A 26,195-nucleotide genomic window follows, 5' to 3' on the forward strand; every position below is an offset into this window, starting at 1 on the left:
CTATTTACCACCTTTCATAGCCGGAATTCGGCCAACAACGGGAATACCCAGGAGCTCTTCTGCCTCTTCGGCACCGCGGATGCGGGTATTGAGCATGTCTGCCAAAACGACATAGGCAACTGCGATAAAGATACCGGCGAGGAACGCGACGGCAATATACAGCGTGCGCTTGGGGCCGCTGGGGGCTTCGGGGGTCTTAGCCTCGTCGATAACGTTGATGCTCTGGGCAGCGCCGACGTTCTGAGCGACCGTACTCACCGAGCTGGCAATGGCCTTTGCGACCTCAGCCGTCTCCTTGGCATCGGTGCCGGTAACCGAAAGCGTAATGACACGCGTGGTGGTCTCGGAGGAAACAGACACCTTGTAGTCATCCAAATCGGTGAGGCCCAGTTCTTTGGCGGCGCCGCTCTTAACGCTATCGCTATCCAGCAGCGTGGCGATATCGTTGGAAAGCATCTGGCTCGCCGAGAGATCGTTGTAGCTCATCTGACCGCTATCGTCGGTCTTGGCGAGAATGTACATGCTCGTCGTCGCGGTATAGGTGTTGTCCATCGCAACGAAGGACACGATGCCCATGGCGATCGCGCAGACCACCGGAAGGGTGATGACCAGCTTGAGGTGCTTCTTCAGCAGCTGGAACAGTTCGAGAAGGGTCATGCAGCTTGCCTTTCATTTCCCCAGTTCGGATTGACAAAACTGTCCGTATGTTATCGCATCTTTTTACCGAGACCAAACTCTATACATAAGAAACAGGCTCTCCTGTAAAAATGTCGGAAGCAATCGTAAAATTGCACAACAACGCCGCACCCGAAAGTCAAATGCGGCGTCTACATCATTATCTATGTTGTATCGCTATGCGAATGGCTCGTCCTGCTGTATGGGAAACGCCACCGTAATGGTGGTTCCCACGCCCAACTCGCTCGATAGATCGAGCGTGGCGTGATGATACAGGGCCGCATGCTTGACAATGGCAAGCCCCAGGCCGGTTCCGCCGCGTGCCTTGGACCTACTCTTGTCCACGCGATAGAACCGCTCAAATACCTTGCCCTGTTCTTCAGGCGCGATACCGATTCCCGTGTCGGCGACAGCGAGGAACGGATGGCCTTTGTCGTTGGTGCCGCACTGCAGCGTAACCGTACCGCCGGGCCGATTGTAGCGGATGGCGTTGCTTGCCAGATTATAGATGAGCTCGTCGACCAAGCGCGACACGCCTTCGATGACCACAGGCTTGGTCTCATGACTTATCGTCACATTCACCTGACGGGCGACCTGTTCAAGACGCTGCTCAACCGCGTAGATCGCACGCGAGAGCTCAATAGGCTCCGTGGACCCAATGGGCACTGCCTCGCCTTCAGTTGCACGTTCGGCCTCGTCCAAGTTAGACAGCGTAAGGATGTCGTTGACAAGCGCTGCCAAGCGGCCCGCCTCACGATAGATGCGACCGCCAAAGTTGCGCAGGTCGTCCTCGCCCTCGACCATGCCATTTGCGATGAGCTCGGCATAGCCCGAAATCGCCGTAAGCGGCGTCTTGAGCTCATGGGTGATATTCGCCGTGAACTCGCGGCGCATACGGTCGTTGTCCGCTAGCACCGCCATTTGGCGCTTGAGTTCCTGGCGCTGCGACTCGATGCGCTCAAGCATGGGGACCATCTCGGCATAGGCGTGCTCATAGCTACGGCGTGGGTGATCCAAATCCACCTCTTGCAACGGCGCGATGATGGCACGGGACTCACGGCGCGCCATAAAAAACGAGAGTACTGCACCCGCTGCTGCGATAAGCAGCATCGGCGCCAGCATCGACAGCAAAATCGCCGCAACGCCAGGCTGGGCCTGCGCCAAGCGAACGACCTGGCCGTTATCAAGGGTGACGGCGCGATACAGCATAATCTCGTCGAGTGTAGAGCTTGCGCGCTCCGCGGAACCCGAACCACTCTCAAAGGCCTCGATGACCTCGGGGCGATCGCCATGGTTGGGCAGTGTGGAAGGCGACGCCTCGTTGTCGTAGGCAACAGATCCGTCCTTATTGATCAGCGTGATACGAAGATCCTCGCGATCGAGGCTTCGCAAGAACGGAATGGGCTCCTGCTGCTCGTCGAGGGCGGCAGCAATGAGCTCGGTTTCCTGCGCCAGATTGGCACTCGTGGCATCCGCCAAAGTGTTTTGCACAAAGAACGCACCCAGCACCGTAAACGCCACGATAACCGCCATGGCGCAGACAAAGATCGTCACAAAAACGCGGTGCGACAGCGTATGTTTTCCCTGGGGGGCGAAGACCACGGGTTACTCCTCCGATGCGGTGGCCGCGGTGTCGTCGCCTTCGGCACCATCACCGGCAGAAGGCTCGGCCAGGCGATAACCCACGCCGCGCACGGTCTCGATGGCGCTGGCATGCTCGCCCAGTTTTTGGCGAAGCGTCTGCACGTGCACGTCAACGGTGCGCGAACCGCCGTCGAAGTCCCAGCCCCACACGCTCTGCAGCAACGACTCGCGGGTAAAGACCACGCCGGGCTTGCGCATGAGGTACTCGAGCAGGTCGAACTCGCGCAGGGTGAGCTTAAGCGGCTCGCCGGCAACGGTCACCTCGCGATGGCTAGGCGAAAGCACGATGTCGCCCACGCTGAGCACATCGCTCGCCTGCTTGACCATGCCGCCGCGACGCAGCAGTGCGCGGCAGCGGCTCGCAAGCTCCATGAGCGAAAACGGCTTAGTCAGGTAATCGTCGGCACCGCCATCGAGCGCCATCACCTTGTCGAGTTCGGTGTCTTTGGCGGTAAGCATCATGATGGGCACCGTCGCCGTCAGGCGATCGGCACGCAGGCGACGCATAATCGCCAAGCCATCGGTGTCGGGCAGCATGATATCGAGCAGCACAGCATCGGGCACCCGTCGCGCCACGGCAGCTTTAAACTCGCCATCACACGAAAAGCCCTCGGCCTCGATTCCCTGCTTGCGCAGCGCGTAGACTGTCAAATCCCTGATGTTGTCATCGTCCTCGACGTAATAGATCATGTTGAACCCCTTTGCGGCCGATATGACCGCATCTTAACCCTAAAGGCACCTGTAAAAGACAGCGTCAGCCAAAACGCCCCGTCAAATAATCCGCGGTGCGCGGATCGGACGGATTCTTAAAGAGTTGCGCGGTGGGCGCGTGCTCCACCAGCTCACCCAGCAAAAAGAACGCAACCGAATCGGAAATACGCGCGGCCTGCTGCATGTTGTGCGTCACGACCACCAGCGTGCAGGTCTCCTTGAGCCCGCAGGCCAGCTGCTCCACCACCAACGTCGACACAGGGTCGAGTGCCGAAGTCGGCTCGTCCATCAGCAGAATGTCGGGCTGCACGGCAAGTGCGCGGGCGATGCACAGGCGCTGCTGCTGTCCACCCGAAAGACCCAGGCCCGACTCTTTGAGCTTGTCCTTGACCTCGTCCCACAGGGCAGCGCGACGCAGGGAGTCCTCGACCAGCTCATCGAGCACGGCGCGGTCGCGCACACCCATACCGCGAGGACCGTAGGCGACGTTGTCGTAGATGCTCATGGGAAATGGGTTGGGGCGTTGGAACACCATGCCCACGCGCTGGCGCAAACGGCAGATGTCGCAATCGCCCAGGATATCTTGACCATCGAGCGCAATCTTGCCCTCGATGCGGCAATCCTTGATGCCGTCGTTCATGCGGTTAAAGCAGCGCAGCAACGTGGACTTTCCGCAGCCCGAAGGCCCGATGAACGAGGTGATCTGCTTGTCGCGGATCTTGATATTCACGTCCTTGAGCGCATGGTGGTCGCCATAGAACAGGTCGAGGCCCTCGACGTCGATGCGCGTCGGCGAGGCGGCAAGATCCTCTGCCGTGGGGCGAGTCGCATCCCCAACCTCGCGCTCATGCGCGGCCTCGGCCTGCGCTTCCATGAGTTCTTCAAGCTCCGTGGGCTCCACAGCCGCAGCAGCCGTCATACCGCACACCTCCATATCGATATCAATTCAGCAGTATCGATAGTAGGAATCGCGGCTCATACGCACGTGAGCACATTGTCAAGTGTTTGTAAGGGCACGCTAGCTATGCGGCGGGCAGCTCGATGGTGAATATCGTGTGTTCGGGCGTCGATTCACATGCAACGGTACCGCCGTGTGCCGCGATGATCTCCTTGGCAATAGCAAGGCCCAAACCGGCACCACCGCGATTGGTCGCACGCGCCGCATCCAGGCGATAGAACTTCTCAAAGATCACCTTGAGCTTAGCCGCAGGGATAGGATCGCCCTGATTGATAAAGCGCACGCGCACGCCGCCATCGTCTTGGCGCCTGGCCTCAATCGTGATAGTCGAGCCCTCATAGCTATAGGCGACGGCGTTTTTCATGATGTTGTTAAACACGCGGGCCATCTTATCGCCATCCACGAGCACCGTCAGGTCCTCGCGAATATCAACCTGGGCTTCCTTATGTTGCTCGTTGAGGATGGGATAGAACTCGTCAGCCACCTGAGCCAGCAGCAACCCCAGATCAACATAGCCGCGCGTGAGCACGATATCGTGGAAGTCAAAGCGCGTGATATCGAAGAACTCTTCGATGAGTGCATCGAGCCGGTGCGCCTTGTCGAGCGCCACGCCCGTAAAGTGCGCACGTTGCTCAACCGGCAGCTCAGGAGCCTCTTGCAGCAGCGAAAGATAGCCCACCACACTGGCAAGCGGGGTGCGTAGGTCATGTGCCAAGTACGTGACCAGATCGTCCTTGCGATGAGACTCGTCACGCAAGGCCTGTTGCACCTTGCGCTCGCGATCGCGCACACGGTTGAGTGCGCCCTCGACCTCCAGGAAGTCGCCGTCGATGTTGTCCCAGGTGTCGGGGTGATCGATCAGGCGATCTTGAATACGAGCGGCCAGCACACAATCGGCATGCTGCTCGCCCTGCTCATAGCCCTGGTAGTACAGGGCGCGGCCGCAAAAGAACAGCACGCACACGGCAAGCGCCAGCACAAAGCCAAGCATGTTGAATACAAAGCCGGCATCGAACAGCACCGGCCCTTCGATGCCGCCGAGTGCCATGGCGCCAATCGCCAACGTCATGGCCCACGCGGTACCGCCAATCACCACGCAGCGGCGTACGATTTCAAATCGATCGATCAGCAAAAAGCCGACAAGCAGCACCGCCAAGATTCCAGCGATGTTATCGATGCCAATCAGCAGCAGGCTCAGCAAAAAGAGCAGCACCGTTGCAAGCGCGCGGTTGTCGACGACCGACCTCACGTATTCAAAGAGTCGATTGGGCACCTCGAATGCCTGCCTATCGTCTTTTGTCATATCCACTTCCCCACCATCAAAGGCGTTGTTCGATTATGTAGCCGACGCCCCAGACGTTTTTGATAAAGCGCGGCTTTTGAGCGTCGTCACCGATCTTTTCGCGCAGGTGGCGAATGTGCACCATCACCGTATTGTTGGAGCCGGGCATAAAATCCTCGTTCCATACCGCGCGGAACAGATCCTCCACGGCCACCACACTGCCGCGATGCTCGGCCAGATACAGCAAGATGGAATACTCGATGGGCGTGAGGCGAACCGGCGAACCGTCCACTGCCACGGAACGAGCATCGCGGTTGATCTCCAGGCCGTCGAGCTGGATGGTCGGCGACTCGGCCGCCTGCGAGCGGCTACCGTAGCTGGTGTAGCGGCGAAGCTGAGCGTGCACGCGCGCGATGAGCTCCAGCGGACGGAACGGCTTAACCACGTAATCGTCCGCGCCAAGCGAAAGGCCCTCGATCTTGTCTTGCTGGGCATCACGCGCCGTCAGCATGATCACGGGATAGGTATGGCTGGAACGGATCGTACGCAGCAACTCAAAACCATCGATATCGGGCAGCATGACATCCAGCAGCGCCAGATCGAACTCCTGCTCCAAGATTGCCTTGGCAGCATCGGCCCCGCTATAGGCAATCTGGACATCAAAGCCCTCTTTTGTAAGGTAGATACCAACCAAGTCGGCGATGGCCTTCTCGTCATCAACTACCAAAATGCGCTCATTCATGCGTGCTCCTCTCGCGCTCCATTATGCCCGAGTCGACGCACGCCACACACAACAAGCGTGGGTGATTAAGTCGGCCTTAAGCACCCTTGTGCCCGTTCGGGCGCGGATGTGGGCCACGCACGCACGCGATGATTGCCGACGCCGGCAAACGATATACTCTAGTTCCAGAAGAGACCATCCCGTCGAAAGCGAAATCTGTGAAGCCCCTCACCTCTTTTGCACAGCGCTCAGCCCAGCTTGCCGCCGGCTTTGTCTGCGCTATCGCCCTTGCCGCTGGCGCGCCCACCGTCGCCGGCGCCCAAGTGCTCACGACCGACAATGTTTGCGGCAAAACCGCCGATGCGCGCGGCATCACGGCCGAAAACCTGCCCGATATCGATGCGACCAATGCCCTCGTCATGGGCAAAGACGGCACCGTCTACTATGCCCGCGACGCTGACAAACAGGTCAAGATTGCCTCGATCACCAAGGTCATGACCGCAATCCTAACCGTCGAGAATTGCAAGATGGACGAGAAGATCACGGTGAGCAATGCTGCCGCCACCGTAGGCAACTCGACCGCCGGCCTGCTCGAAGGCGACGAGCTCACCGTGGAGCAAGCTCTGCGCGGTCTGATGATCCCCTCGGGCAACGATGCCGCCATCGCGCTTGCCGAGCACGTGGGCAAAAAGATCGACCCCAAGACCAAGGACGCCGTGGCCACCTTTGTAAAGGCCATGAACGAGCGCGCTAAAAAGCTCGGCTGCACGGGAACGCTTTTTGAGAATCCGCACGGTCTGGACTTTGATGAGTGGACCGGCGACATGCACTCTACCGCGCACGATGTAGCCCTGATGATGCAGGAGGCAATGAAGAGCGATACGTTCCGCGAAATCGTGGCGAGCGATGATTCCTGGATTGAGGTTACGGGCGCCGACGGTTCCGACCATTCTCATTCCATGGATACACACAATGAGCTGCTGGGGCAGGACGGCAATATCGGCGGTAAGACCGGCACCACCGACGATGCCGGCTATTGCTTTACGGGAGCCTACAACCGCGATGGCGACGAGACCTACACCGTCGTTTTGAACTCCAGCACCACCGACCAGCGCTTTGCCGACACGGCCGCCCTTGCCAACTGGTACTACGGCCACAAGGTGACGGTTGCGATCGCCAACACGCAGGAAAAGACCACCAACGGCAATCCGCTCATCGCGCGCATTAGCCAGACCGATTGGACGGACAAGACGATCGATGCCACGCTCGCCGACCCCGCAGCTCAGGCAACCGTCTTTTCGCTTGCTGGAGAGGTGACCGAGAAGGTTACCTACGATGACCTTTCGGGCACGGTGCATGTGGGCGACAAGGTGGGCAGCGTGACGCTCAAGCAAGACGGCACCAAGATCGCCGTCATGGATTTGGTTGCCGACGAGGAAGACTCGGGGCCGAATCCCATTGAGTGGCTCCTTGTAAAACTCGACCGCTTGGGCCGCCGCATCGACAACCGCCCACTTACGGCAGAAAGCGAGACCATCGCCAAGGCGCCCGAGGTGTAGGGCTGGGGGAACATTACATTTGAGATTGGAGAGGCGTCCAACGGGGCGCCTCTTTTTGAATACCTCTTAAACGGGATGCGTCAGAATCACCAAAGCGACATTGCTAGCCGTTTACCTTCGCTGTGTCTTTTCGGACCTTGAAAACGGGTCCACCGGGCATGCTAGTAGATCCTTTCGACCTCCTTGGTCAAGGCCCTGAAAAGATCCCCAGCTGAGGGGTCTGCCCCAGGACACAGCGATTGCCAGGCACCCGTTTCTCCGATGGTGCCCGCACTCGTCATAACAAGATCGTCGCTCCGCCTGCGAATGGAGACACTAACGGAGCGGCCATTATGGAACCCATGGATATCGACTTTATTTATGCGCCCATCAGCTAGATAACTAATCATGACATTGATGCTGTCACCATACTCCGGCAATTCGAAGCCGTGGGAATCCATCAATAGCTTCACATCCTGATGGTAAATGCGGGCCTCGACGACATTCTTGGGCATTTTCCCCGTCTTTGTTGGAGAGCAAAAGCTGATGCTTGGCTCCTCTTCGCTCATGCCTCGGTCAAACCTAAGCATGCACGGGCATACCGACTCAATGGTTCGCAAGGCGTCCGCCGCGACCTTTTCCTCGGTAAACATCTCCACGTCGATGCCGTTTTCTTCCATATAGGCACGGTTTTTACGTTGAAGCTCTAGCCGAGCCGCAGCCTCCCCATCTCCACGCTGTTCCCAATTTCCGGAGTCGGCGACATTTCGATCGAATGTAGAATCAACGGAACATGGCGCTTGCTGTTGAGTCGGATCACTGTCGCCGAGACGCCTTAGCTCGGAGCGTCTCATCAGTAGTGTCACAATATCAAACAGCCAACCAAATCCAAAAAGGCCAAAGGTAAAGAGATATAGAAAGAAGCTACCCCACATCCGTGCATACGCCCTATGAGCGCCCGACCACCCAAGAAGGAAGCATAGCAAAAGCGCCTTGTTTGCCCTGTCAACCGACGTAATCTCTCGAGTGAGAGATTTCTGTTCAGGCTTCGCCAAAGGTGTAATTTCATGCGATGAAACAGTAATTGAGGACGTCCTTGACGCCGAGCTCCGAGCGCCTGATTTAGCAACGGCGCGAGCGACATCCCCAACTCCGACGGTCGTTCTGCTGTATACGGCATTGTAAGCAGCCTTCTTCGGATTTTTGATCCACCCCATGCCCTTCTTACCATAGCCGGGGATTATCGCCCGCCTTACCGCGCGCTTCGCTCTGCCGGTCGTTCTTGCCTTGAGTGATGTCTTTAGATTCGGCTTACGCAGCCCGACCTTTACCATATTTCTACTCCATCCCCTCGGAACCCCACACCGGGGTGCACGAGCACGCCTGGGTCTCCCCGTTTTCAAGCGCCCCGTGTTTGCCTAATGTTCACGCCCTTTCGGACTCTAATCCCCAGCCGCCATTCTTGATAATAAAAAAGGGCCCCAAATGGGACCCTTCTTCAAAGTCATACTGGCGGAGAGCTGGGGATTCGAACCCCAGATGCCCTTTTAGGGCATACTCGCTTAGCAGGCGAGCACCTTCGGCCTCTCGGTCAGCTCTCCGTAACAGCCGTTCTATAGTAACCAAACAGCCGAAGTTGGGCAAGGGGAATTTTGAGGCGTTTCCTCTTTTACCTCTCTTTTACCAGTAAACGTCTCAGTCAATCATCTCAATCTGTAACATCTGCAGGCCGTAATCCCCTCCAGATGTTACAGATTGAGACAAAGATACAAGGACGGCCCCAGCGACAGCGCGGACAGCCCATTCTTTATTAGTCCTCTCGAACGGTCTCCAACAGATAATCGCGCATGTACGGAATTGCAAACGAAACGCAGCCATAGCCCGCGGGCTCAATCAACCCCGCATCGATCAGACGCTTGCGATATGACCCAACTTTGTTCGCCGACAAACCCATCTTCTTGGCGATATCGCCGTTGGCGATATCGACGCCCTCGCATTGAGCCATCGCCGCGAGATACTGAAACTGCCGTTCCGACACCCTGCGCAGCGCTGGGGCAATCACCATAGCATTAAAGCTATCAAGAGCCGCCTGGATACCCTTACGAGCCGCCTCTTCGCTCACACTCTCCGCCCCACTGCGCGCAGCAACCTGCCAAGCGTAATATCCGACCAGCTGGACCATAAAGGGATAGCCTGCCGAAGCTTTTGTTAATAGCTCAGCGGCACCTTTGTCGAGCTCCTTGCCCGCTCGTCTCATCGTATCCTCAAACGATCCGCCAACTTCAAAATCGGAAAGCCGAGTAAGTTCAACATGTTTGGCTCGCTGAAGGAACGTCAACGTATCATCCACCACCACGCCATCTACCGATGTCGGCAGCCCGGCGAAAGCGAAAGCGACATTCGCTCCTTGGCGAATCAAGAGCTGCATCTCATTGCCTAGCTCGCGCATTTCCTCAGTTGAGGCATCCTGGATCTCGTCGAGCGTAATGAGCAGACCACCGCGCTTCGCAGCATCGTACATCGCCTCGCCCAGATGAGAGGCCGACTTCGACATCTCCATGGAGCCAAGGCTGACCCCTAAAATCGATGGGGAAATCGAGATTGATTCAAGACGAACGTTTCGCTGCAGAGCCTCGAGGATTCTATTGCAAAAACCAGCATTGGAGGCAACGTCAACGACCTCGAATCCTTTTTTGCGTGCAAGGTCACCCAATGCATTAAGGAGCACCGTTTTACCTGTGCCTCGGACGCCCGAGATGCGCATGAGTCGATCGGGGGCACCAGGACCATTCTCAAGAGCCTCGGCAAAGTCATCCAAAACAGTGTCCCGTCCGATAAGCTCAGGCGGATTCATGCCCGCCGTTGGCTTAAAGGGGTTAACAGCTTTCGTCATTCTGCCCTCCTCTGCTAGTTTTAACAACTTTAACAAAGTTTAGCAACTTTAGCAGAGTTTAACAGTTTTAGCAGGCTCGGCGGCTTTATGCCTTACCGATCCTGCCGGGTCCTCCCGCCCGCGCCGATACAAATAGCGCAGTGCGGCCCCTCTATATCGCCCCTACCCCAGCGAGCGACTGAGGGAGCCGAGCTCATCGTTGCCCATGGTGCGCCACATTTGGAAGATGCAGACGCGCGCCAGGAAAAAGAAGCCGTTATCGACCAGCTGCACGGCGGCATCCGCCAGCTGGTTGGTCACGGCGGACACGGGAGGCAGCTCGAGCCCGGCCTTACGGATGGTCTCAACCGCATCCTCGAACGTCGGCGGCTCATTGACGCCCATCTCGTTCATAAGGCCCTGCATTTCTTCCAGCGCGCTACCACCCGACTCCTCGCCGCGCGGCACGAGGCGGTAGCACGCCAACGCGAGCTCGAGCTGGTCGCAGTTCCAATAGGCAAACGCCAGACGATAGAACAGATAACCGATTGCGGAACGGTCACTGGCAATGCGCAGGCCGTGGCGCGCCACCTCGATAATCTCGTCAAAGCGCTCCAGGCGCGCCAGCACGTTGATGAGCGCAAAGTGCGACTGCATGGACGAGCGAGCCAGATCGTAAAGACGACGCACCTCGGGCAATGCCCGTTCAAAATCCTCCTGCTCGGCGTAATAACTGCAGATCTCGTGCTGGGCAAAGTACAGCGCATCGGGAGCACGCAAAATACGAACGGAGCGGTCTTCCTCCATTACCGGCAGCACCATGCGTACCAGCTGGTTGTCGCAAAACTGCGTCTGGACCGGACCCGTTGCCAAAAGCTCGGCAACGGCACACTTGGCCTCCAGCTCCTCAACAAGACGGGAGAAGCCCTCAAACGCGCTTGCACGGTCAACTTTTGCCTGCTCGCGCAACTCAACGACGCGCGCCACATACGGGTCATCGTCCATCTCCATGACCTCGAGCTCATCAGCCGTATCGGCAAGCAGCAGGTCGCGCAACGCCGGCGGCAGCGAACGGTGGTCGTCACGCGGGCGAACGTGAACCTCCGCAGGCTCAATCGCATCCGGCGCATCCGACTCATATGCCTCAAGCATGCGCTTGCACGGCATATCGTCCATATCCATGCTCTCAAGATCCTTGGCGACAGGCACGCAATTGGCCAGATAGGCCGCACGCCCAAAGGAATATGTTGCAATGACGCGCTCGCCCTGCTCGCCGTCGGGAGCCGCAATCTGAACATAGCAGCGCGCAATGCAGGCACCTGCGGCAAAGCAAGCCGCTGCCAGCGTAAGCGCCACGCGCGCGTCGTGCTCCGCGGCCCAAATCACACGCGCGTTCTCGTCCAACTCGCGCCAGACATCCTCCTGAGCGTCGTATTCACGCTGTGGCATGGCATCCACGACAGAGTGCCCAAACCGAACGAGCATAATCCCCTCGGCAACGTTTGCCCGATAGGTATAGTCGAGCCGTGTGACCACGTTAAGCGCCTCGACGATACGCGCGAAGCGGGTACGCACATCCCACTCACCGCCCGGCTGGCAAGCTACCGTTCCGGGTTTGCCCCACGGGTTGTCGCTCGAGGTCGTATCGAGCAGTCGGGGAACATCGTTGGTTGTCTTGGCGATATGCCACGCATCAAAGAGCGCGCAGCCCTCAAGGCTCGGCGAGGATGCCGCGGGGACCAATCCAGCCCCGATGCGCTCAAGGATGCCGGAGAGGCGGTTGAGACGGCACTCGATGGCAAGCAGCATGTCAATCTCGTCCTGGTCCAGCAGGCTACGATCAAAATTGAGATAGAACAGCTTTGAGCGGTCGATGCGCGCTAGGCTCATTTCGGACTTGGCAGCAATGGTGCGCAGGCGGGGCAAGTCGATCTCGCTCATAAGAGCGGCGGCATAGCGCTCGATACCGCTCGGATTCTCGGCATGGTCAACACGGTAAAGCAGCGTCTCGATAGCATCGGGGAGCGGTGCCGTGTCAAAGCCCAAAAACACCTCGACCGGCTCGGGCAACTTTACGAGTTTGATCTTGTCGACAACGTTTTGCATGTCTACATCGAGACCGTCGACGCCCGTCGTGTTCGCAAGAGCGCTTTCGGAGTTGGCAAATATCACGTAGCGCAAGAACATCGAGGCCATGAACTCGCCGTAAGGAAGGGCGCGGGTCGAATTCCATGTCTCGTGGTCGGACTGCTCGCGCATGGGGCCTTCGGGAGAGCCGGCAGTTCGCGCACACGCGCGCATTGCACCGTTAGCTTCCCTCACCATAATCTCGCCAATACTGGAATCGGACTCGTGAAGGACCAGCTCCATGTCAGGGTCCTCGGGCAACGGTACTTCCCGAACAGGGCGGTCAACCTTATAAACCTTGCCCGACACGCTCACGTAGCCCAAGAGCGATATGTGAGTTTTGCCGACGAATTCGACGACATAGCACGACTCTTTGGGGTCCTCGCCAAAGACTTTCCAGACAACACCATATGAGCGCCCCGCAGGCTGCTCTGGCATCGATGGAAAACGCTTTTTGGGGTCGAGAAACCTGAGCTTGTATGTCGGACGCTCTGCCACGAAATATCACCCTGATCAGTCGTTGAAAGAAGGAGTGGTCGCGGATGGGCCGCGACACCTACTCGGAATCTTACACGAGTCGATAAGAAATAGTCTCCCGCGGACGGCGGCGCACGATTCCAGTCGAGCTTCTGGTGTCGAATGCCGCCATAAAAGAAAAGCCCCCGTTACCGGAGGCTTTCGATTTCAATTGGTGCGGCGTATAGGATTCCGCGCATCCGCTTCGCGGATCCGCACCGGCTTCGCCCGCCTGCCGGCGCGCTCGCCCGCTCGCTACGGACGCTCCGCGTCCGCTTCACGCTCGCGCCTCGACCGAGGTTCGAATCCATGGGATGCCGGCGTAAAAGAAAAGCCCCCGTTGCCGGAGGCTTTAAGTTCAAATGGTGCGGCGTATAGGATTCGAACCTATGACGTTCTGATTCGTAGTCAGACCCTCTATCCAGCTGAGGTAACGCCGCGACTTGTTGATTATTATGCACATGGACTGAATAATGGTCAAGCATTTTTTCAAAAAAAGTTATTGAATTTAGTTTTTACTCATTTGGAGGGCTTGGTGCGATCTTCGATGCCTCGCGATATAGAAGAGCAGTCGTTGTTGGGAGCTTTAAAGTCTATTGGTGCGACGTATAGGATTCCGCGCATCCACTCCGGCTTCGACCGAGGTTCGAATCTCCGCAATGCTCCCATATAAGAAAAGCCCCCGTTGCCGGGAGCTTTAAAGTCAATTGGTGCGGCGTATAGGATTCGAACCTATGACGTTCTGATTCGTAGTCAGACCCTCTATCCAGCTGAGGTAACGCCGCAACGCACGGATTATTATGCACGCGAGCCCCCGATGGGTCAAGCGACAATTTGAAAAAATTTTACGGAGTGGTGATTAGGCTGTTCACACCCCGACCGAGGTTCGAATCCATGCATGGTTGCCATAAAAGAAAAGCCCCCGTTGCCGGAGGCTTCAAGTTCGATTGGTGCGGCGTATAGGATTCCGCGCATCCGCTGCGCGGATCCGCGCCGGCTTCGCCCGCCTGCCGGCGCGCTCGCCCGCTCGCTACGGACGCTCCGCGTCCGCTTCACGCTCGCGCCTCGACCGAGGTTCGAATCCATGGGATGCCGGCGTAAAAGAAAAGCCCCCGTTGCCGGAGGCTTTAAGTTCAAATGGTGCGGCGTATAGGATTCGAACCTATGACGTTCTGATTCGTAGTCAGACCCTCTATCCAGCTGAGGTAACGCCGCGACTTGTTGATTATTATGCACATGGACTGAATAATGGTCAAGCATTTTTTCAAAAAAAGTTATTGAATTTAGTTTTTACTCATTTGGAGGGCTTGGTGCGATCTTCGATGCCTCGCGATATAGAAGAGCAGTCGTTGTTGGGAGCTTTAAAGTCTATTGGTGCGACGTATAGGATTCCGCGCATCCACTCCGGCTTCGACCGAGGTTCGAATCTCCGCAATGCTCCCATATAAGAAAAGCCCCCGTTGCCGGGAGCTTTAAAGTCAATTGGTGCGGCGTATAGGATTCGAACCTATGACGTTCTGATTCGTAGTCAGACCCTCTATCCAGCTGAGGTAACGCCGCAACGCACGGATTATTATGCACGCGAGCCCCCGATGGGTCAAGCGACAATTTGAAAAAATTTTACGGAGTGGTGATTAGGCTGTTCACACCCCGACCGAGGTTCGAATCCATGCATGGTTGCCATAAAAGAAAAGCCCCCGTTGCCGGAGGCTTCAAGTTCGATTGGTGCGGCGTATAGGATTCCGCGCATCCGCTGCGCGGATCCGCGCCGGCTTCGCCCGCCTGCCGGCGCGCTCGCCCGCTCGCTACGGACGCTCCGCGTCCGCTTCACGCTCGCGCCTCGACCGAGGTTCGAATCCATGGGATGCCGGCGTAAAAGAAAAGCCCCCGTTGCCGGAGGCTTTAAGTTCAAATGGTGCGGCGTATAGGATTCGAACCTATGACGTTCTGATTCGTAGTCAGACCCTCTATCCAGCTGAGGTAACGCCGCAGCGCAAGACATATAAAACCACTTTAGTTAGTTGGAGTCAAGCACAATCTCAAACTTTTTGGAGAATATGTTCCTCACGCAGCTCCGCATGCGCCAATGTCCCCCATACGATCAATCGGTTTTTCAACTACATCGAACCCAGCACCGAGCTCCCTCAAAAGCGAGCGCACCCGCTGGGCACAGTCATAATCGGCAAACGAGATGCTCAACATGCGCGCGACCTGGTTAGAAGTTCCAACACCATAGAAGTGCTCAAGGACAACAAGCGCCTCATGCGCCACAAACGTCTCGACCACATGCGGCGACTCCTCATAGCACCATTGCGTCAATGGCCCCTCACTCGTCTGCCGAACCACCAAGCCACCCATACCGGATGGCTCACACGTAACCGCGAGACGTTCCCCACCTTCATCGCTCTCAAACAAAACTACCCGCTCATCAAACAGCTCCATCGCATCCCCTTCCTCTCGCTTCTATTTAACAAAAGCATAGCAGGTAGATGCCTGTATACAGAACGTTTGTTCGTGTGTTTTTTATTGAGCTGTCCGCGCGATATGGTAAAGCTCCGCACACAAAAAGGGCGCCCCAGAAAGGAGCGCCCTTGCAAATCGCTTATGCAGGCAACCTACGCGACCGGCTCGATCTTCTCGAGGCCGCCCATGTAGGGACGCAGAACCTCGGGGATCGTGATGGTGCCGTCGGCGTTCTGGTAGTTCTCCAGAATGGCGGCCATGGTGCGGCCAGCCGGCAGGCCGGAACCGTTGAGGGTGTGCAGGTAGCGCGAGCCCTTGAAGTTCTCGGGGTCGCGATACTTGATGTTGGCGCGACGGGCCTGGAAATCGCCGCAGTTAGAGCAGGAGCTGATCTCTTTGTAGGCGTTGTAGCTCGGCAGCCAGACCTCGATGTCGTAGGTCTGACGGGCAGAGAAGCCCAGGTCGCCGGTGCACAGGCTAATCACGCGATACGGAAGGCCCAGCTGCTGAAGCAGGAACTCGGCCTCGGCGGTCATGCTCTCGAGCTCCTCGTCGGACTCCTCCGGCTTGGCAAACTTGACCATCTCGACCTTGTCGAACTCGTGCTGGCGGATGATACCGCGGGTGTCGCGGCCAGCGGAGCCGGCCTCCTCGCGGAAGCAGGGGGTGAAGGCGGTGTAGCGGCGCGGCAGGGTATCAGCATCGAGAACCTCGCCGGCGTGCAGGTTGGTAAGCACGACCTCGGCGGTGGGGATCAGGAAGTTGTCGCCCGAGACGTGATAGGCGTCGTCCTCGAACTTGGGCAGCTGACCCGTGCCAAACATGGTCTGACGCTTGACGACGATGGGCGGCCACCACTCCTTAAAGCCACGGCTGGTGTGCGTGTCAAGGAAGAAGTTGATGAGGGCGCGCTCAAGACGGGCGCCGGCGCCACCGAGAACGGTAAAGCGGCTACCGGAGAGCTTGTTGCCGCGCTCGAAATCGAGGATGTCGAGGTCGGTGCCCAGGTCCCAGTGCGGCTTAAAGTCGAAGTCGAACTCGCGCGGGGTGCCCCAACGACGGCGCTCGATGTTCTCGTCCTCGTCCTTGCCGTACGGCGTGGCCTCGCAAGGGATGTTGGGAAGGTGAGCCATGAAGTCGTACTGCTCCTGCTCGAGAGCGGTGCGGCGCTCGGCCAGACCGTCAATCTTCTCGTTGACGGTGCGCACGGCCTCCTTGGCGGCCTCGGCCTCGTCCTTCTTGCCCTCCTTCATCAGGGCGCCGATCTTCTTGGACTCGGCATTACGCGTGGCCTGGAGCTCCTCGACCTCGGTGATGACGGCACGGCGCTCGTCGTCGAGCTCGAAGAACTTCTCTCGATCCCAAGACGTCTGGCGGTTGGCCATGGCGGTATCGATGGCATCGGGGTTCTCGCGAACAAACTTGATATCAAGCATTAGATCCTCCGGCGATATACATTCCATTTAGGTTGCAACCTTGTACATGTATGGGCAAGTATATACTTATGAGCGTTTACGACCCAACCCAACTACGCAAGAAGGCACCCAATGGACGCAGTTTTTTCCTTTTTGTTTGGCACCCGCACCGGTTTTGCCATCCTTTTCGCCGGCGGCATCCTACTGTTTGCGATTCTTGCCTTTGTAATGGAGAAGCGCACCCATAAGCTCTACGTCGACCGCGGACCCAAATCCGAGGACGATCAAGACGGCTTCTGGGACTAACCCGCCAAAAAGGGACAGGTTTATTTTGGTCGGTTTTATCTGGGCAAACGCAAGCGCCCCGCAACTGGAATTGAGCCAGTTGCGGGGCGCTTTTCGCATATACGACAAAACCGCAGGAAAAACCTGCCGAAATAAACCTATCCCTAAATGGCAGGTTTTACTGGAGGGTGGCGTCGACGGCCTTGACCAGGGCACTGCGCATACCGGCGTCCTCGAGCGCGACGACGCCCTTGATGGTGGCGCCGCCGGGCGAGCATACGGCATCCTTCATCGCCGCAGGATGCTGACCAGTCGCAAGCTGCAGCTTTGCCGTGCCCAGCACCATTTGGCTCACAATGCGATAGGCATCGGCGCGCGGGATACCGTGCTTGACGGCTGCATCGCCCAAGGCCTCAATCGCCATGGCAACAAATGCCGGTGCGCAACCGCCCACGGTACCGCCCACAAACAGCAGGCTCGAATCGAGCTCGACGACGGTGCCAAGCTTTCCGAGCAGGCCGAGCACCGTGGCACGCTGCTCATCGCTAAGCGTGGAAGCCTTCTCGCAGGCGATAACACCCTCGCCCACCGAAACCGGCGTGTTGGGCACCGTCGAGATATGCGCGACACCCGGCAGGACCTTTTCCCACTTGGCGCTATCCCAAGTCCAGGCGACCGAAAGGACAACCTTGTCGGCTAGGGCATCCTTGAGCGGAGCGAAGACCTTCTCGATCATATACGGCTTGACCGCAGCGACCACGATATCAGATGCGGCGACAACCTCCGCCGCATCACGACAGGCAACCATCCCACGCGCCTCACAGCGCTCGACCAGGGCATTGTAGCGGCCCGCGCAAGCACACATGTCGCTCGCAGCCGCACCGGCGGCGATCCAGCCATCGGCCATAGCGCTCGCCATATTGCCAAAACCGACAAATCCGATCTTCATATCTCATAGTCCTCTCAGACACGCTCTTCAAAACGAAGGCTATTGTCCCACGGCATTGTTTCGTATTGCCGACCTATTTGTGATACGGCTCGCCACGGCTGATCTTGCAGGCGCGGTAGATTTGCTCCAGCAGCACCACGCGCGCCAAGTTGTGCGGCAAGGTAATACGTCCAAAGCTGAGCATCTCGTCGGCTCGTGTGCGCACATCATCGCTCACGCCGTCCGATCCACCAATCACAAAGGCGATGTCGCTGTTACCACGCAGCATAAGATCGTCGAGCCGCGCCGAAAGCTCCTCGCTCGAGCGCTCTTTGCCCTCAATGGCAAGCAGGATCACATGCGCTCGAGGCGGCAGGGCTGCAAGGATCGCCGCCCCCTCCTTGTCGCGCGCGGCATCCACGCCGCCCGCCTTAGCCGGGTCGATATCGGCCACCTCGCGGATATCCACCTTGGCATAGGCGCCCAGGCGTTTGGTGTACTCGGCGCACGCGTCCTTCCAAAAGCGCTCCTTGAGCTTACCGACGCAAACGACGGTGTATTTCACGCGCGTCTACTCCTTCGAGTCGTTTTGAACTTTGCCGGCGGTCAGCATCTGCTCGAACATCGAGGCCGACTGCGAGAAATCGCTCGGCAGCACGACCGTCGAGGTTTTTCCCGTGCGAGCGAACTCCGTCATCATCTCGGACCACTGCGTAAACATGAACAGCTGGTTAGCCTCGTCGTTGCCGACGCCCGTCTCCTGGATAATCTCGAGCGAATCCTTGATGCCCAGCGCGATGGCTTTGCGCTGGTTGGCGATGCCTTCGCCTGCCTTTTCCATCGCCTCGGCCTCGGCGGTCGCCTCGGTGACACGCTTGATGCGGTCGGCCTCGGCGAGCTCCTGCGCAGCAGCGCGCTTGCGTTGGGCGGCGTTGATGTCGTTCATGGAGTTCTCGACCTCGGTCGGCAGCGCGATCTTGGTGATGAGTGTCGACACGAGGGTGAAGCCGTAGGCAGCCATCTGCTCGGACACGGTGGCATTGACGTCCTTGGCGATGTCATCCTTCTTGGCAAAGACCTCATCGAGTGTGTAGACGGGGATGGAGGAGCGCAGGGCGTCGGTGATGAAGTCGCGCATCTGGTCGACGGGCTCCTGCAGCATATAGTAGCTCTTGTAGATGCCCGAATCTGCCGGGCCGGCGCCCATGTCATAGCTCACGTGGTACTGAGCGGAGACCTCAAGGCCAATGGTCACGTTGTCCTGGGTCTTAACGTCGATGCCAAAACCATTTTTCATGGTGCGCAGACTCACCGTGGCGGCCTTGCGGTCGATCACGGGCACCTTCACGTGGAAGCCCGCGTTGACGATACGATTGAACTTACCCAAGCGCTCGATGATCACAGCGTGCTGCTGCTCAACGACGTAGCAGGCGTTGGGGAGCAGCAACAACAGGATGATGATGGGAATCAAAAGGCTGGTAAGGGCGGCGATGATACCGGAAAACAGCATGGTCTCTCCTCTGATAGGCACACGTTGGCATTAGGATACCCGTCCAAGGAGATCGTGCATAACAAAAAAGCTCCCATTGCTGGGAGCTCTTTCAATCCATGGTGCGGGCGAAAGGACGTCCGCGTATCCGCTTCGCGGATCCGCACCGGCCTCGGCCGCCTGCCGGCGTCCTCGCCAGCTCGCTAAAAACGCTCCGCGTTTTCTTTACGCTCGCTCCTTCACAGGCTCAAGTCCCTGCGATGAGCACATAACAAAAAAGCTCCCATTGCTGGGAGCTCTTTCATTTAATGGTGCGGGCGAAAGGACTTGAACCTTCATGGGGTTGCCCCCATACGGACCTGAACCGTACGCGTCTGCCAATTCCGCCACGCCCGCGTGCAGGAATTAGAATAACGGAGCGTCACCGCGAACGCAAGAACTATTTTTGAAAAAGTTTGCAGGCATTTTCCCAAGCGGCATGCGCGATTGTTTCGGCGTCCTCACCAGTGCGATCGACACGGTCGTTAACCAGCGCGTTTGCCGTAATGGAGATCATTGCGGGCTCGCATTCAAGACCGCGGATGGGCTCCGGAGCCATATACGGGCAATCCGTCTCGAACAAAATTCGATCGAGTGGGGTTGCCGCAAATGCCTCGCGCACGTCTTCGTTGCGCTTAAAGGTGGCCGCACCACCATAGGCGATATAGCAGCCCAGCTCCACAAAGCGCTCCATCGTGGCGCGGTCCTCGCCAAAGCAGTGCAGCACACAACCGACCTGGGGCACGCCCACCTCACGAAGCACGTTGTACGCATCCATATGCGAGGTGCGCTCCCCATCCGAGTCCTCGTGCCGCAGGTGCAACTCCACCGGCACATTGCAGCGCATGGCGACTTCGAGCTGACGTGCCATGCAATCAATCTGCACGCTGTGGGGCGCCGGCGCGATATCGTCGTCATAGTCCATGTGGTAGTCCAGACCGATTTCGCCAATACCGGCGCACAAAGGGTCATCAAGCGCAGCAACAACCTGTGCGTGAACGTCGTCGGTATAGTCCGGCGCGCCATACGGATGCACGCCGGCAAGATACTTGATCTGCGGGATATCCTGCATCGGCAGAATCTCGCGCACGAGCCAGTCGCTATAGTCCGTCACGCTGCGCTTATCGGCAATGGGATCGAAGACCGTCACCAACAGGTCGATGCCTGCCGCCTTGGCACGCACGAGTGTCTCGGGCACATCCTTGCCCCAGAACGAAAGCAGATGCGCATGTGTGTCGGCAAGCGGTGCCAAGGGCACGGGACAAGCAACCGTCTTCTTTTTTTTGGTAAACGTCACGCGTTCGGCATTAAGCGTCATGGGAAAGCTCCCGGGCCAGACGGACAAAGTCGGCAACATCGAGCGTCTCGGCGCGCGTGGTGGGTGCGATACCGCAAGCCTCAAAGGCGGCATCGAGCACGTCCTTGGCAAAGCCGTTGGCGCTCATGGAATTGCGGATGGTCTTGCGACGCTGAGCAAATGCAGCATCAATCACGCGGGCCACAAATTCGCGATCGAGTCCTTCGGGCACCACACCGTCAACACGGTCGATACGCACGACGGCCGAGTCCACGTGTGGCGCCGGCATAAAGCAACGCGGCGGCACCTCAAAGCGACCCGTTACCTGCGCATACAGGCCAAGCTTTGCCGTATAGCCGCCATAGGTCTTGTTGCCCGGCACTGCGGCAATGCGATCGGCAACCTCCTTTTGCACCATGACGACGGCGCGCTTGAGCGCCGGCATCGTCTGGAAAAATTGCAAAATGATCGTCGCCGCCACGTTATAGGGCAAGTTCGCGACAAATACCGTCGGCTCACCGCCCGCAGCCTGCTCAATCTGCTCCGGGCCCACCTTAAGCGCGTCGCCCATGATAAAGCGGAAGTTGGCATAGTCGGCGGCGTGGGCGTCGAGCACCGGTTCGAGCTCAGGATCGGCCTCAATGGACGTAACGCACGCCGCTTCCTGCAGCAACGCAAGTGTCAACGTACCGCAACCCGGACCCACCTCGAGTACGCGCTCGTCACCTGCAAGCTCGGCAAGCTCGCAGATACGCTCGATCACATGATTGTCGATTAGAAAGTTCTGGCCCAGGCGATGCTTGGTCGCAAGGCCAAACTCCTCCAGCAGCTCCCTTGTTGCCGTGGGGTTTGCCAAAGGCGAAGTTGTCATAGTTGCCTCCTTAGCATGATGGCGGCGTCTTGAAACGAAAGGGCATGGACCGTTGCGGCCATGCCCTTACATCTAAACAGCAAATTGCCGATATGGCGCTCGCGCGGTCTCTACGCCAGACGCGGGAACAGCGGATCGCCCTTCTCGACGGGCTGACCACCAGCAAGCAGGCCCCAAGCGCAAATGCCCTTGAGGTCGTCGGTCGCGGCCTCGTTCTCGCAGGACAGGCGGCGCAGGGCCTCGGCAGAGGTCTGAGGCATGAGCGGCATCAGCAGGTGAGCGGCAATGCGGATGGCCTCGAGCAGGTTGTAGATCACAAACGCCAGCTCGTCAGCCTTGGCCTCGTCCTTGGCAAGTGCCCAGGGCTCGGAGTCCTCGATGTAGTGGTTGGCGGCGTGGATGAGCTCCATGACCTCATCCTTGGCTCCGCCGTAATCGAGCACGTCCATCTTGGCCATGTAGCGGTCGACCAGGCCATCGGCGATCTTTGCCAGCGGGTTGTCGAACGCATCGAACGATGCGGGCTTGGCGGGCGCGCAACCGTCAAAGTACTTGCCGCTCATGTTGAGCGAACGCGAGATAAGGTTGCCCCAGCTGTTGGCCAGGTCGGCGTTGTAGACCTGCTCCATGCGATCGAAGCTGATGGCGCCGTCGGTACCGGGAACGACATCGGTCATAAAGTAGTAGCGATAGCCCTCGACGCCCAGCATGTCGATAACATCCTGCGGAGCGATGGCGTTACCGCGGCTCTTGGACATCTTCTCGGCCTTGCCGGTCTCGGCATTGCGCACGGTCAGGAAGCCGTGGGCAAAGACGTGCTCGGGCAGGGCCTCGCCGATGGCCATGAGCATGGCGGGCCAAATGACGCAGTGGAAGCGGATGATGTCCTTACCCACGATGTGGAACTGCGCGGGCCAGCGATAGGCCAGCTCGGCACGCGCCTCGTCGGTGTCGACACCGTAGCCGACGGCCGTCATATAGTTGAGCAGCGCGTCAAACCATACATAGGTCACATGGCCCTCGTCAAACGGAACCTGGATGCCCCAGTCAAAGCTCGTGCGACTCACGGAAAGGTCGTTGAGGCCGCCCTCGACAAAGCTGCGAACCTCGTTCATGCGGAACGCAGGCTCGACAAAGTCGGGGTGCTCGTCATAGAGCTTGAGAAGCTTGTCCTGGAAGGCGGAAAGCTTAAAGAAGTAGGACTCCTCCTGGACGCGCTCAAGCGGACGGTGGCAGTCGGGGCATAGATGCTGGCCGACGCTGCCGTACTCCTCGTCGCCCTTCTGGACCTGCGTATCGGTGAAGTAGGTCTCGTCAGGCACGCAATACCAACCGTCGTAGCTGCCCTTATACAGATAGCCGGACTCCTTCATGCGCTCCCACAGGTACTGCACGGCATGATGCTGGCGCGGCTCGGTGGTGCGGATGAAGTCGTCGTTGGAGATCTCGAGCTTGCTCCAAAGCTCCTTGAAGTGCGGAGCCTGGCTGTCGGTCCACTCCTGCGGCGTCATGCCATGCTTGGCTGCGGCCTCGGCGACCTTCTCGCCGTGCTCGTCCATGCCGGTCAGGAACTTGACGTTATAGCCGGCGGAGCGGCGATAGCGAGCCTGAACGTCGGCGATGATGGTGGAATAAGCCGTGCCCAGGTGCGGATCGGCGTTGACGTAGTAGATGGGCGTCGTGATAAAGAACGAAGGCTTGCTTTGATCCATGGGGTTTGTCCTCCAGAAAAACGTTGCATACAGGGGATGATTCTAGCGCAAGGGCTGGATATCCTCCATCTATTGCATATCGAGCACCATGGCATAGACATCGCGCTTGCGGCGCGAATACTTCTGAGACAGGCGCTTGGCCACCGCAGAGGCGGGCTCCCCCTCCTCGAGCGCGGTGCGGATATCCTCGCGCAGGGCATCGTCGGGATCCGCTACCGCAGCGCCAACCGGCGCGATGCCGGCCTCCTCGTCCTCGCTCGGCGGCGCGATGACCAGCGCAATCTCGCCCTTTACCTCGCCGCGAGCACGCAGCTCCTCGGCAAGCTGGTCAGCGAGCCCGCGCAAGACCTCCTCGTGCAGCTTGGTGAGTTCGCGGCAGACGGCAAGCTCACGCTGGGGAAAGACCTCCGCCACGGCCTCGAGCGTCGCCACGATGCGATGTGGAGACTCGTAGAAGATGAGTGCGCCGGGCACCACGGCAAGGCGCTGCAAACGGCGCACACGGTCGCCGTGCTTTCGGCCCAAAAAGCCCTCGAAGAAAAAATGCTCGCAGGGAATGCCGGACGAAACGAGTGCCGTGACGCAAGCAGAGGGTCCGGGAATAACTTCGACAGGCACATCGGCCTCACGCGCCGCCTCGACCAGCGCCTGGCCGGGATCGGACACGCTCGGCATGCCGGCGTCCGAGGCAAAGGCGAGGGTCTCCCCCGCCAGCAGACGGTCGACCAGGCCGGCAGCGCGGCTAGCGATCACATTCTCGTCGCAACGGACAAGCGGCTTGGAAATACCCAGGTGCATCAGCAGCTTTGACGTCACACGCGTGTCTTCGCAGCAAATGGCATCGGCGGCGGCAAAAGCCTCGCCAACGCGCGGGGACAGGTCGCCTAGGTTGCCGATGGGCGTGCCGACCACATAGAGTTTGCCCGTATGGGCGCTGTTTTGCGTCATATCAACCTATTCAATCATGCCGCGCTCGAGCGTACCGAGCGCCGCGCGGGCGTCCCATGCTGCAATGCGCTTCTCGGTCTTCCACGTTTGGAAGAACCAACCGGCAGCCGGCGCAAACGAAGCCAGCTGGTTGGCGATAAACACGCGCTCGTAGGCATTGCGGCCCTCGGGCGTAACCGACGAGTTAGCAAAGATCGCCGCGCCCGACCATTCGCCCACCAGCACGGGGAACCCAGTCGAAATCGCCTCTTTAAGCTCGCGCTTGTTACGCGAAATCGCCGTCGTCAGCCCGCGGGGGCTCGTGATGTCGAGCGCATACTCGTCGCGGTAATGGTACAGGTGAAGGTCCATGTAGACGTTCTTGTACTTGGCGCCGCGCATAAAATGCTTCCACTCGCTGGGATGCCCCGACGACGAGAAGACGACGATCTTATCCTCGGGCATATACGAACGGACGAGCTCGTAGGCATCGCGATAGAAATTGCGCAGGTAGTGAGCGGGAATGCCATCCGTCATGGTGAAGAGGCTCTTGCGAACGCTCATCTGCGGCGTGTCCAGCAGCTCAATGCCCAGCAGGCTCTCGGCCTCGCCATAGCGATCGGCCAAGCGCTCGAGCACGTCGAGTGCGACATGACGGCCGTTGGTGGACGAATGCCACTCGGCAACAGCCTCCGGCGTGGTGGGCGAATCGTTGGAATCGCCCTGGCCACCGGGCACGGTTGCCAGATCGAGCAGCACGCGGATGTCGTATTTGGCAGCCCACTCAATTGCGCGGTCGATGTAATCGACAACCGATATGTAGGAGGCATCGGACTCCTGTGAGCCAAAGGCATACCAGGGCACCGGCAGACGCACGGCATTGAGACCGATCTGCGCCATGCGACGAAAATCGTCCTCGCTCACAAACGTCTCGTAATGGCGGCGCATGCGCTCGTTATAGGCGGCGGTACCCATGGCCTCCTGTAGCTCGGCCGCGTTGGATGCACCGGTCGCCGCGTACAGCGACGGGGTCACCCAAGGCTCGGGAATAAACCAGCCAGAGAGATTAACGCCGAGTATCCTCTCCATCACTGCCCCCTTCGGATCATGCAGGTCGAACCCGCATCGTATTGCATAGGATAAGTATCGTTTTGAGTATACCCGCGTGTGCGGACAGGCGACCGAACGGTCTGTAAAGTGACGCGAAAGTGGGAGGAATGTCTGGGGCGGGCGGGCTCGGAATGGTGCGACGAGGTGTGTACGCGCGCCGGAGGCAGGCACCGGAAAGTGTGTCCCGTTCTGAGCCCTTATTCTGGGACGCAGTTTCCGCAGAACCCTACATAAAAGAAAAGGACCCCTTTGCAGAGGTCCTAGTCAATTCAAGGTGGCGGGGAAGGGAATCGCGTCCGCGCGCTGCGCGGACGGACCGCTGCGGCGCTTACGCGCCTTGCGAGCTGCGCTGGCAAACGCTTACGCGTTTACTCAGCTCCGCGCCCTCACGGGGTTCGATTCCATGTGGGAGCTGCATAAAAGAAAAGGACCCCTTTGCAGAGGTCCTAGTCAATTCAAGGTGGCGGGGAAGGGAATCGAACCCCTGACACGAGGATTTTCAGTCCTCTGCTCTACCAACTGAGCTACCCAGCCATTTGAGGTGTGCCTTGTTTCAAGGCTTGATTAGTATAACCAAGGACGCGTTCCGGTCAACCGAGAATTTTAAAAAAGTTT

General features: G+C 58.5%; 21 protein-coding genes and 8 tRNA genes. 2 read left to right on the forward strand and 27 right to left on the reverse strand.

Going from position 1 to position 26,195, the window contains the following annotated elements; translation table 11 throughout:
- The 6 genes from DWY03_RS02290 to DWY03_RS02315 form a co-directional block, all read right to left on the reverse strand.
- A complete protein-coding gene (locus DWY03_RS02290; RefSeq protein ID WP_055250503.1) occupies positions 1-657 on the reverse strand; it encodes a YveK family protein in 657 nt (218 codons plus the stop codon).
- A 195-nt stretch (positions 658-852) separates the two neighbouring features.
- Positions 853-2,277 (reverse strand): cell wall metabolism sensor histidine kinase WalK, encoded by a 1,425-nt coding sequence (locus tag DWY03_RS02295; protein WP_117839800.1) that lies wholly within the window; start codon positions 2,275-2,277, stop codon positions 853-855.
- A gap of 3 nt (positions 2,278-2,280) precedes the next feature.
- Positions 2,281-3,009: a response regulator transcription factor gene (locus tag DWY03_RS02300; protein ID WP_089572665.1), complete on the reverse strand. Its 729-nt coding sequence runs from the start codon at positions 3,007-3,009 to the stop codon at positions 2,281-2,283.
- A 64-nt stretch (positions 3,010-3,073) separates the two neighbouring features.
- Positions 3,074-3,949 carry a phosphate ABC transporter ATP-binding protein PstB gene (gene pstB, locus DWY03_RS02305; RefSeq protein ID WP_197032774.1) on the reverse strand — a complete coding sequence of 292 codons (876 nt, stop codon included), beginning with the start codon at positions 3,947-3,949 and terminating at the stop codon, positions 3,074-3,076.
- A 103-nt stretch (positions 3,950-4,052) separates the two neighbouring features.
- The gene (locus DWY03_RS02310; protein WP_117839801.1) at positions 4,053-5,291 is read right to left on the reverse strand and encodes a sensor histidine kinase KdpD; all 1,239 of its coding nucleotides are present in this window, start codon (positions 5,289-5,291) and stop codon (positions 4,053-4,055) included.
- 16 nt (positions 5,292-5,307) lie between these two features.
- The gene (locus DWY03_RS02315) at positions 5,308-6,012 is read right to left on the reverse strand and encodes a response regulator transcription factor (RefSeq protein WP_117839802.1); all 705 of its coding nucleotides are present in this window, start codon (positions 6,010-6,012) and stop codon (positions 5,308-5,310) included.
- Positions 6,013-6,209: 197 nt separating this feature from the next.
- Between DWY03_RS02315 and DWY03_RS02320 the strand changes: the two genes are divergently transcribed.
- Entirely contained in the window at positions 6,210-7,550 is a 1,341-nt protein-coding gene (locus DWY03_RS02320; protein ID WP_158558603.1) for a D-alanyl-D-alanine carboxypeptidase family protein, read from the forward strand.
- A 161-nt stretch (positions 7,551-7,711) separates the two neighbouring features.
- Here the strand turns inward: DWY03_RS02320 and DWY03_RS02325 are convergent, their stop codons facing one another.
- The 11 genes from DWY03_RS02325 to serS all read right to left on the reverse strand — a co-directional run bounded on the left by DWY03_RS02325 (position 7,712) and on the right by serS (position 16,943).
- A complete protein-coding gene (locus DWY03_RS02325; RefSeq protein ID WP_117839804.1) occupies positions 7,712-8,863 on the reverse strand; it encodes a TM2 domain-containing protein in 1,152 nt (383 codons plus the stop codon).
- A 176-nt stretch (positions 8,864-9,039) separates the two neighbouring features.
- Positions 9,040-9,130: transfer RNA gene (locus DWY03_RS02330), tRNA-Ser, on the reverse strand.
- 209 nt (positions 9,131-9,339) lie between these two features.
- Positions 9,340-10,422: an AAA family ATPase gene (locus DWY03_RS02335; protein WP_055285935.1), complete on the reverse strand. Its 1,083-nt coding sequence runs from the start codon at positions 10,420-10,422 to the stop codon at positions 9,340-9,342.
- A 162-nt stretch (positions 10,423-10,584) separates the two neighbouring features.
- Positions 10,585-13,026: a lipopolysaccharide assembly protein LapB gene (locus DWY03_RS02340; protein WP_158558604.1), complete on the reverse strand. Its 2,442-nt coding sequence runs from the start codon at positions 13,024-13,026 to the stop codon at positions 10,585-10,587.
- A 381-nt stretch (positions 13,027-13,407) separates the two neighbouring features.
- Positions 13,408-13,484, reverse strand: a tRNA-Arg gene (locus DWY03_RS02350).
- A gap of 268 nt (positions 13,485-13,752) precedes the next feature.
- Positions 13,753-13,829 (reverse strand) — tRNA-Arg (locus DWY03_RS02355).
- A gap of 353 nt (positions 13,830-14,182) precedes the next feature.
- Positions 14,183-14,259 (reverse strand) — tRNA-Arg (locus tag DWY03_RS02360).
- Between the two features lie 268 nt (positions 14,260-14,527).
- Positions 14,528-14,604, reverse strand: a tRNA-Arg gene (locus DWY03_RS02365).
- 353 nt (positions 14,605-14,957) lie between these two features.
- A tRNA-Arg gene (locus DWY03_RS02370) sits at positions 14,958-15,034 on the reverse strand.
- 74 nt (positions 15,035-15,108) lie between these two features.
- Positions 15,109-15,486, reverse strand: coding sequence for a hypothetical protein (locus DWY03_RS02375; protein ID WP_117839807.1), 378 nt, complete (start codon positions 15,484-15,486; stop codon positions 15,109-15,111).
- A gap of 173 nt (positions 15,487-15,659) precedes the next feature.
- Positions 15,660-16,943, reverse strand: a complete 1,284-nt coding sequence (gene serS, locus DWY03_RS02380; RefSeq protein ID WP_117839808.1) for a serine--tRNA ligase — start codon at positions 16,941-16,943, stop codon at positions 15,660-15,662.
- 111 nt (positions 16,944-17,054) lie between these two features.
- Between serS and DWY03_RS10120 the strand changes: the two genes are divergently transcribed.
- Complete coding sequence (locus DWY03_RS10120) at positions 17,055-17,228, forward strand: DUF6724 family protein (RefSeq protein WP_197032773.1); 174 nt, start codon at positions 17,055-17,057, stop codon at positions 17,226-17,228.
- Between the two features lie 157 nt (positions 17,229-17,385).
- On the opposite strand, the gene proC is transcribed toward DWY03_RS10120, so the two are convergent.
- From proC to DWY03_RS02430, 10 genes are all read right to left on the reverse strand, one after another.
- On the reverse strand, positions 17,386-18,156 hold the full coding sequence (proC, locus tag DWY03_RS02385) for a pyrroline-5-carboxylate reductase (RefSeq protein ID WP_117839809.1): 771 nt from the start codon (positions 18,154-18,156) through the stop codon (positions 17,386-17,388).
- A 73-nt stretch (positions 18,157-18,229) separates the two neighbouring features.
- Positions 18,230-18,700, reverse strand: a complete 471-nt coding sequence (rlmH, locus tag DWY03_RS02390) for a 23S rRNA (pseudouridine(1915)-N(3))-methyltransferase RlmH (RefSeq protein WP_117839810.1) — start codon at positions 18,698-18,700, stop codon at positions 18,230-18,232.
- A gap of 6 nt (positions 18,701-18,706) precedes the next feature.
- Positions 18,707-19,645: an SPFH domain-containing protein gene (locus tag DWY03_RS02395; RefSeq protein WP_117839811.1), complete on the reverse strand. Its 939-nt coding sequence runs from the start codon at positions 19,643-19,645 to the stop codon at positions 18,707-18,709.
- A gap of 288 nt (positions 19,646-19,933) precedes the next feature.
- Positions 19,934-20,020 (reverse strand) — tRNA-Leu (locus tag DWY03_RS02400).
- A gap of 43 nt (positions 20,021-20,063) precedes the next feature.
- Positions 20,064-20,981 carry a TatD family hydrolase gene (locus DWY03_RS02405; RefSeq protein WP_117773213.1) on the reverse strand — a complete coding sequence of 306 codons (918 nt, stop codon included), beginning with the start codon at positions 20,979-20,981 and terminating at the stop codon, positions 20,064-20,066.
- Positions 20,971-21,831: a 16S rRNA (adenine(1518)-N(6)/adenine(1519)-N(6))-dimethyltransferase RsmA gene (gene rsmA / locus DWY03_RS02410; protein WP_117628985.1), complete on the reverse strand. Its 861-nt coding sequence runs from the start codon at positions 21,829-21,831 to the stop codon at positions 20,971-20,973. The genes DWY03_RS02405 and rsmA overlap by 11 nt, the downstream gene beginning before the upstream one ends.
- Before the next feature lie 110 nt (positions 21,832-21,941).
- On the reverse strand, positions 21,942-23,543 hold the full coding sequence (metG, locus tag DWY03_RS02415; RefSeq protein ID WP_089572678.1) for a methionine--tRNA ligase: 1,602 nt from the start codon (positions 23,541-23,543) through the stop codon (positions 21,942-21,944).
- A gap of 69 nt (positions 23,544-23,612) precedes the next feature.
- Positions 23,613-24,491, reverse strand: a complete 879-nt coding sequence (gene rsmI, locus DWY03_RS02420) for a 16S rRNA (cytidine(1402)-2'-O)-methyltransferase (RefSeq protein WP_117773215.1) — start codon at positions 24,489-24,491, stop codon at positions 23,613-23,615.
- Between the two features lie 6 nt (positions 24,492-24,497).
- Positions 24,498-25,559, reverse strand: a complete 1,062-nt coding sequence (locus DWY03_RS02425) for a glycoside hydrolase family 5 protein (RefSeq protein WP_055309641.1) — start codon at positions 25,557-25,559, stop codon at positions 24,498-24,500.
- 482 nt (positions 25,560-26,041) lie between these two features.
- A tRNA-Phe gene (locus tag DWY03_RS02430) sits at positions 26,042-26,114 on the reverse strand.
- Between the last annotated feature and the right edge of the window lie 81 nt (positions 26,115-26,195).

It is taken from the genome of Collinsella sp. AF23-2 (assembly GCF_003459245.1).
Classification (GTDB): domain Bacteria; phylum Actinomycetota; class Coriobacteriia; order Coriobacteriales; family Coriobacteriaceae; genus Collinsella.

Coding starts and splice junctions, on each gene's coding strand:
- DWY03_RS02290 (WP_055250503.1), bottom strand. CDS start 657: ATGACCCTTCTCGAACTGTTCCAGCTGCTGAAGAAGCACCTCAAGCTG.
- DWY03_RS02300 (WP_089572665.1), bottom strand. CDS start 3,009: ATGATCTATTACGTCGAGGACGATGACAACATCAGGGATTTGACAGTC.
- pstB (WP_197032774.1), bottom strand. CDS start 3,949: ATGACGGCTGCTGCGGCTGTGGAGCCCACGGAGCTTGAAGAACTCATG.
- DWY03_RS02310 (WP_117839801.1), bottom strand. CDS start 5,291: ATGACAAAAGACGATAGGCAGGCATTCGAGGTGCCCAATCGACTCTTT.
- DWY03_RS02315 (WP_117839802.1), bottom strand. CDS start 6,012: ATGAATGAGCGCATTTTGGTAGTTGATGACGAGAAGGCCATCGCCGAC.
- DWY03_RS02325 (WP_117839804.1), bottom strand. CDS start 8,863: ATGGTAAAGGTCGGGCTGCGTAAGCCGAATCTAAAGACATCACTCAAG.
- DWY03_RS02335 (WP_055285935.1), bottom strand. CDS start 10,422: ATGACGAAAGCTGTTAACCCCTTTAAGCCAACGGCGGGCATGAATCCG.
- DWY03_RS02375 (WP_117839807.1), bottom strand. CDS start 15,486: ATGGAGCTGTTTGATGAGCGGGTAGTTTTGTTTGAGAGCGATGAAGGT.
- serS (WP_117839808.1), bottom strand. CDS start 16,943: ATGCTTGATATCAAGTTTGTTCGCGAGAACCCCGATGCCATCGATACC.
- DWY03_RS10120 (WP_197032773.1), top strand. CDS start 17,055: ATGGACGCAGTTTTTTCCTTTTTGTTTGGCACCCGCACCGGTTTTGCC.
- proC (WP_117839809.1), bottom strand. CDS start 18,156: ATGAAGATCGGATTTGTCGGTTTTGGCAATATGGCGAGCGCTATGGCC.
- DWY03_RS02395 (WP_117839811.1), bottom strand. CDS start 19,645: ATGCTGTTTTCCGGTATCATCGCCGCCCTTACCAGCCTTTTGATTCCC.
- DWY03_RS02405 (WP_117773213.1), bottom strand. CDS start 20,981: ATGACGCTTAATGCCGAACGCGTGACGTTTACCAAAAAAAAGAAGACG.
- rsmA (WP_117628985.1), bottom strand. CDS start 21,831: ATGACAACTTCGCCTTTGGCAAACCCCACGGCAACAAGGGAGCTGCTG.
- metG (WP_089572678.1), bottom strand. CDS start 23,543: ATGGATCAAAGCAAGCCTTCGTTCTTTATCACGACGCCCATCTACTAC.
- rsmI (WP_117773215.1), bottom strand. CDS start 24,491: ATGACGCAAAACAGCGCCCATACGGGCAAACTCTATGTGGTCGGCACG.
- DWY03_RS02425 (WP_055309641.1), bottom strand. CDS start 25,559: ATGGAGAGGATACTCGGCGTTAATCTCTCTGGCTGGTTTATTCCCGAG.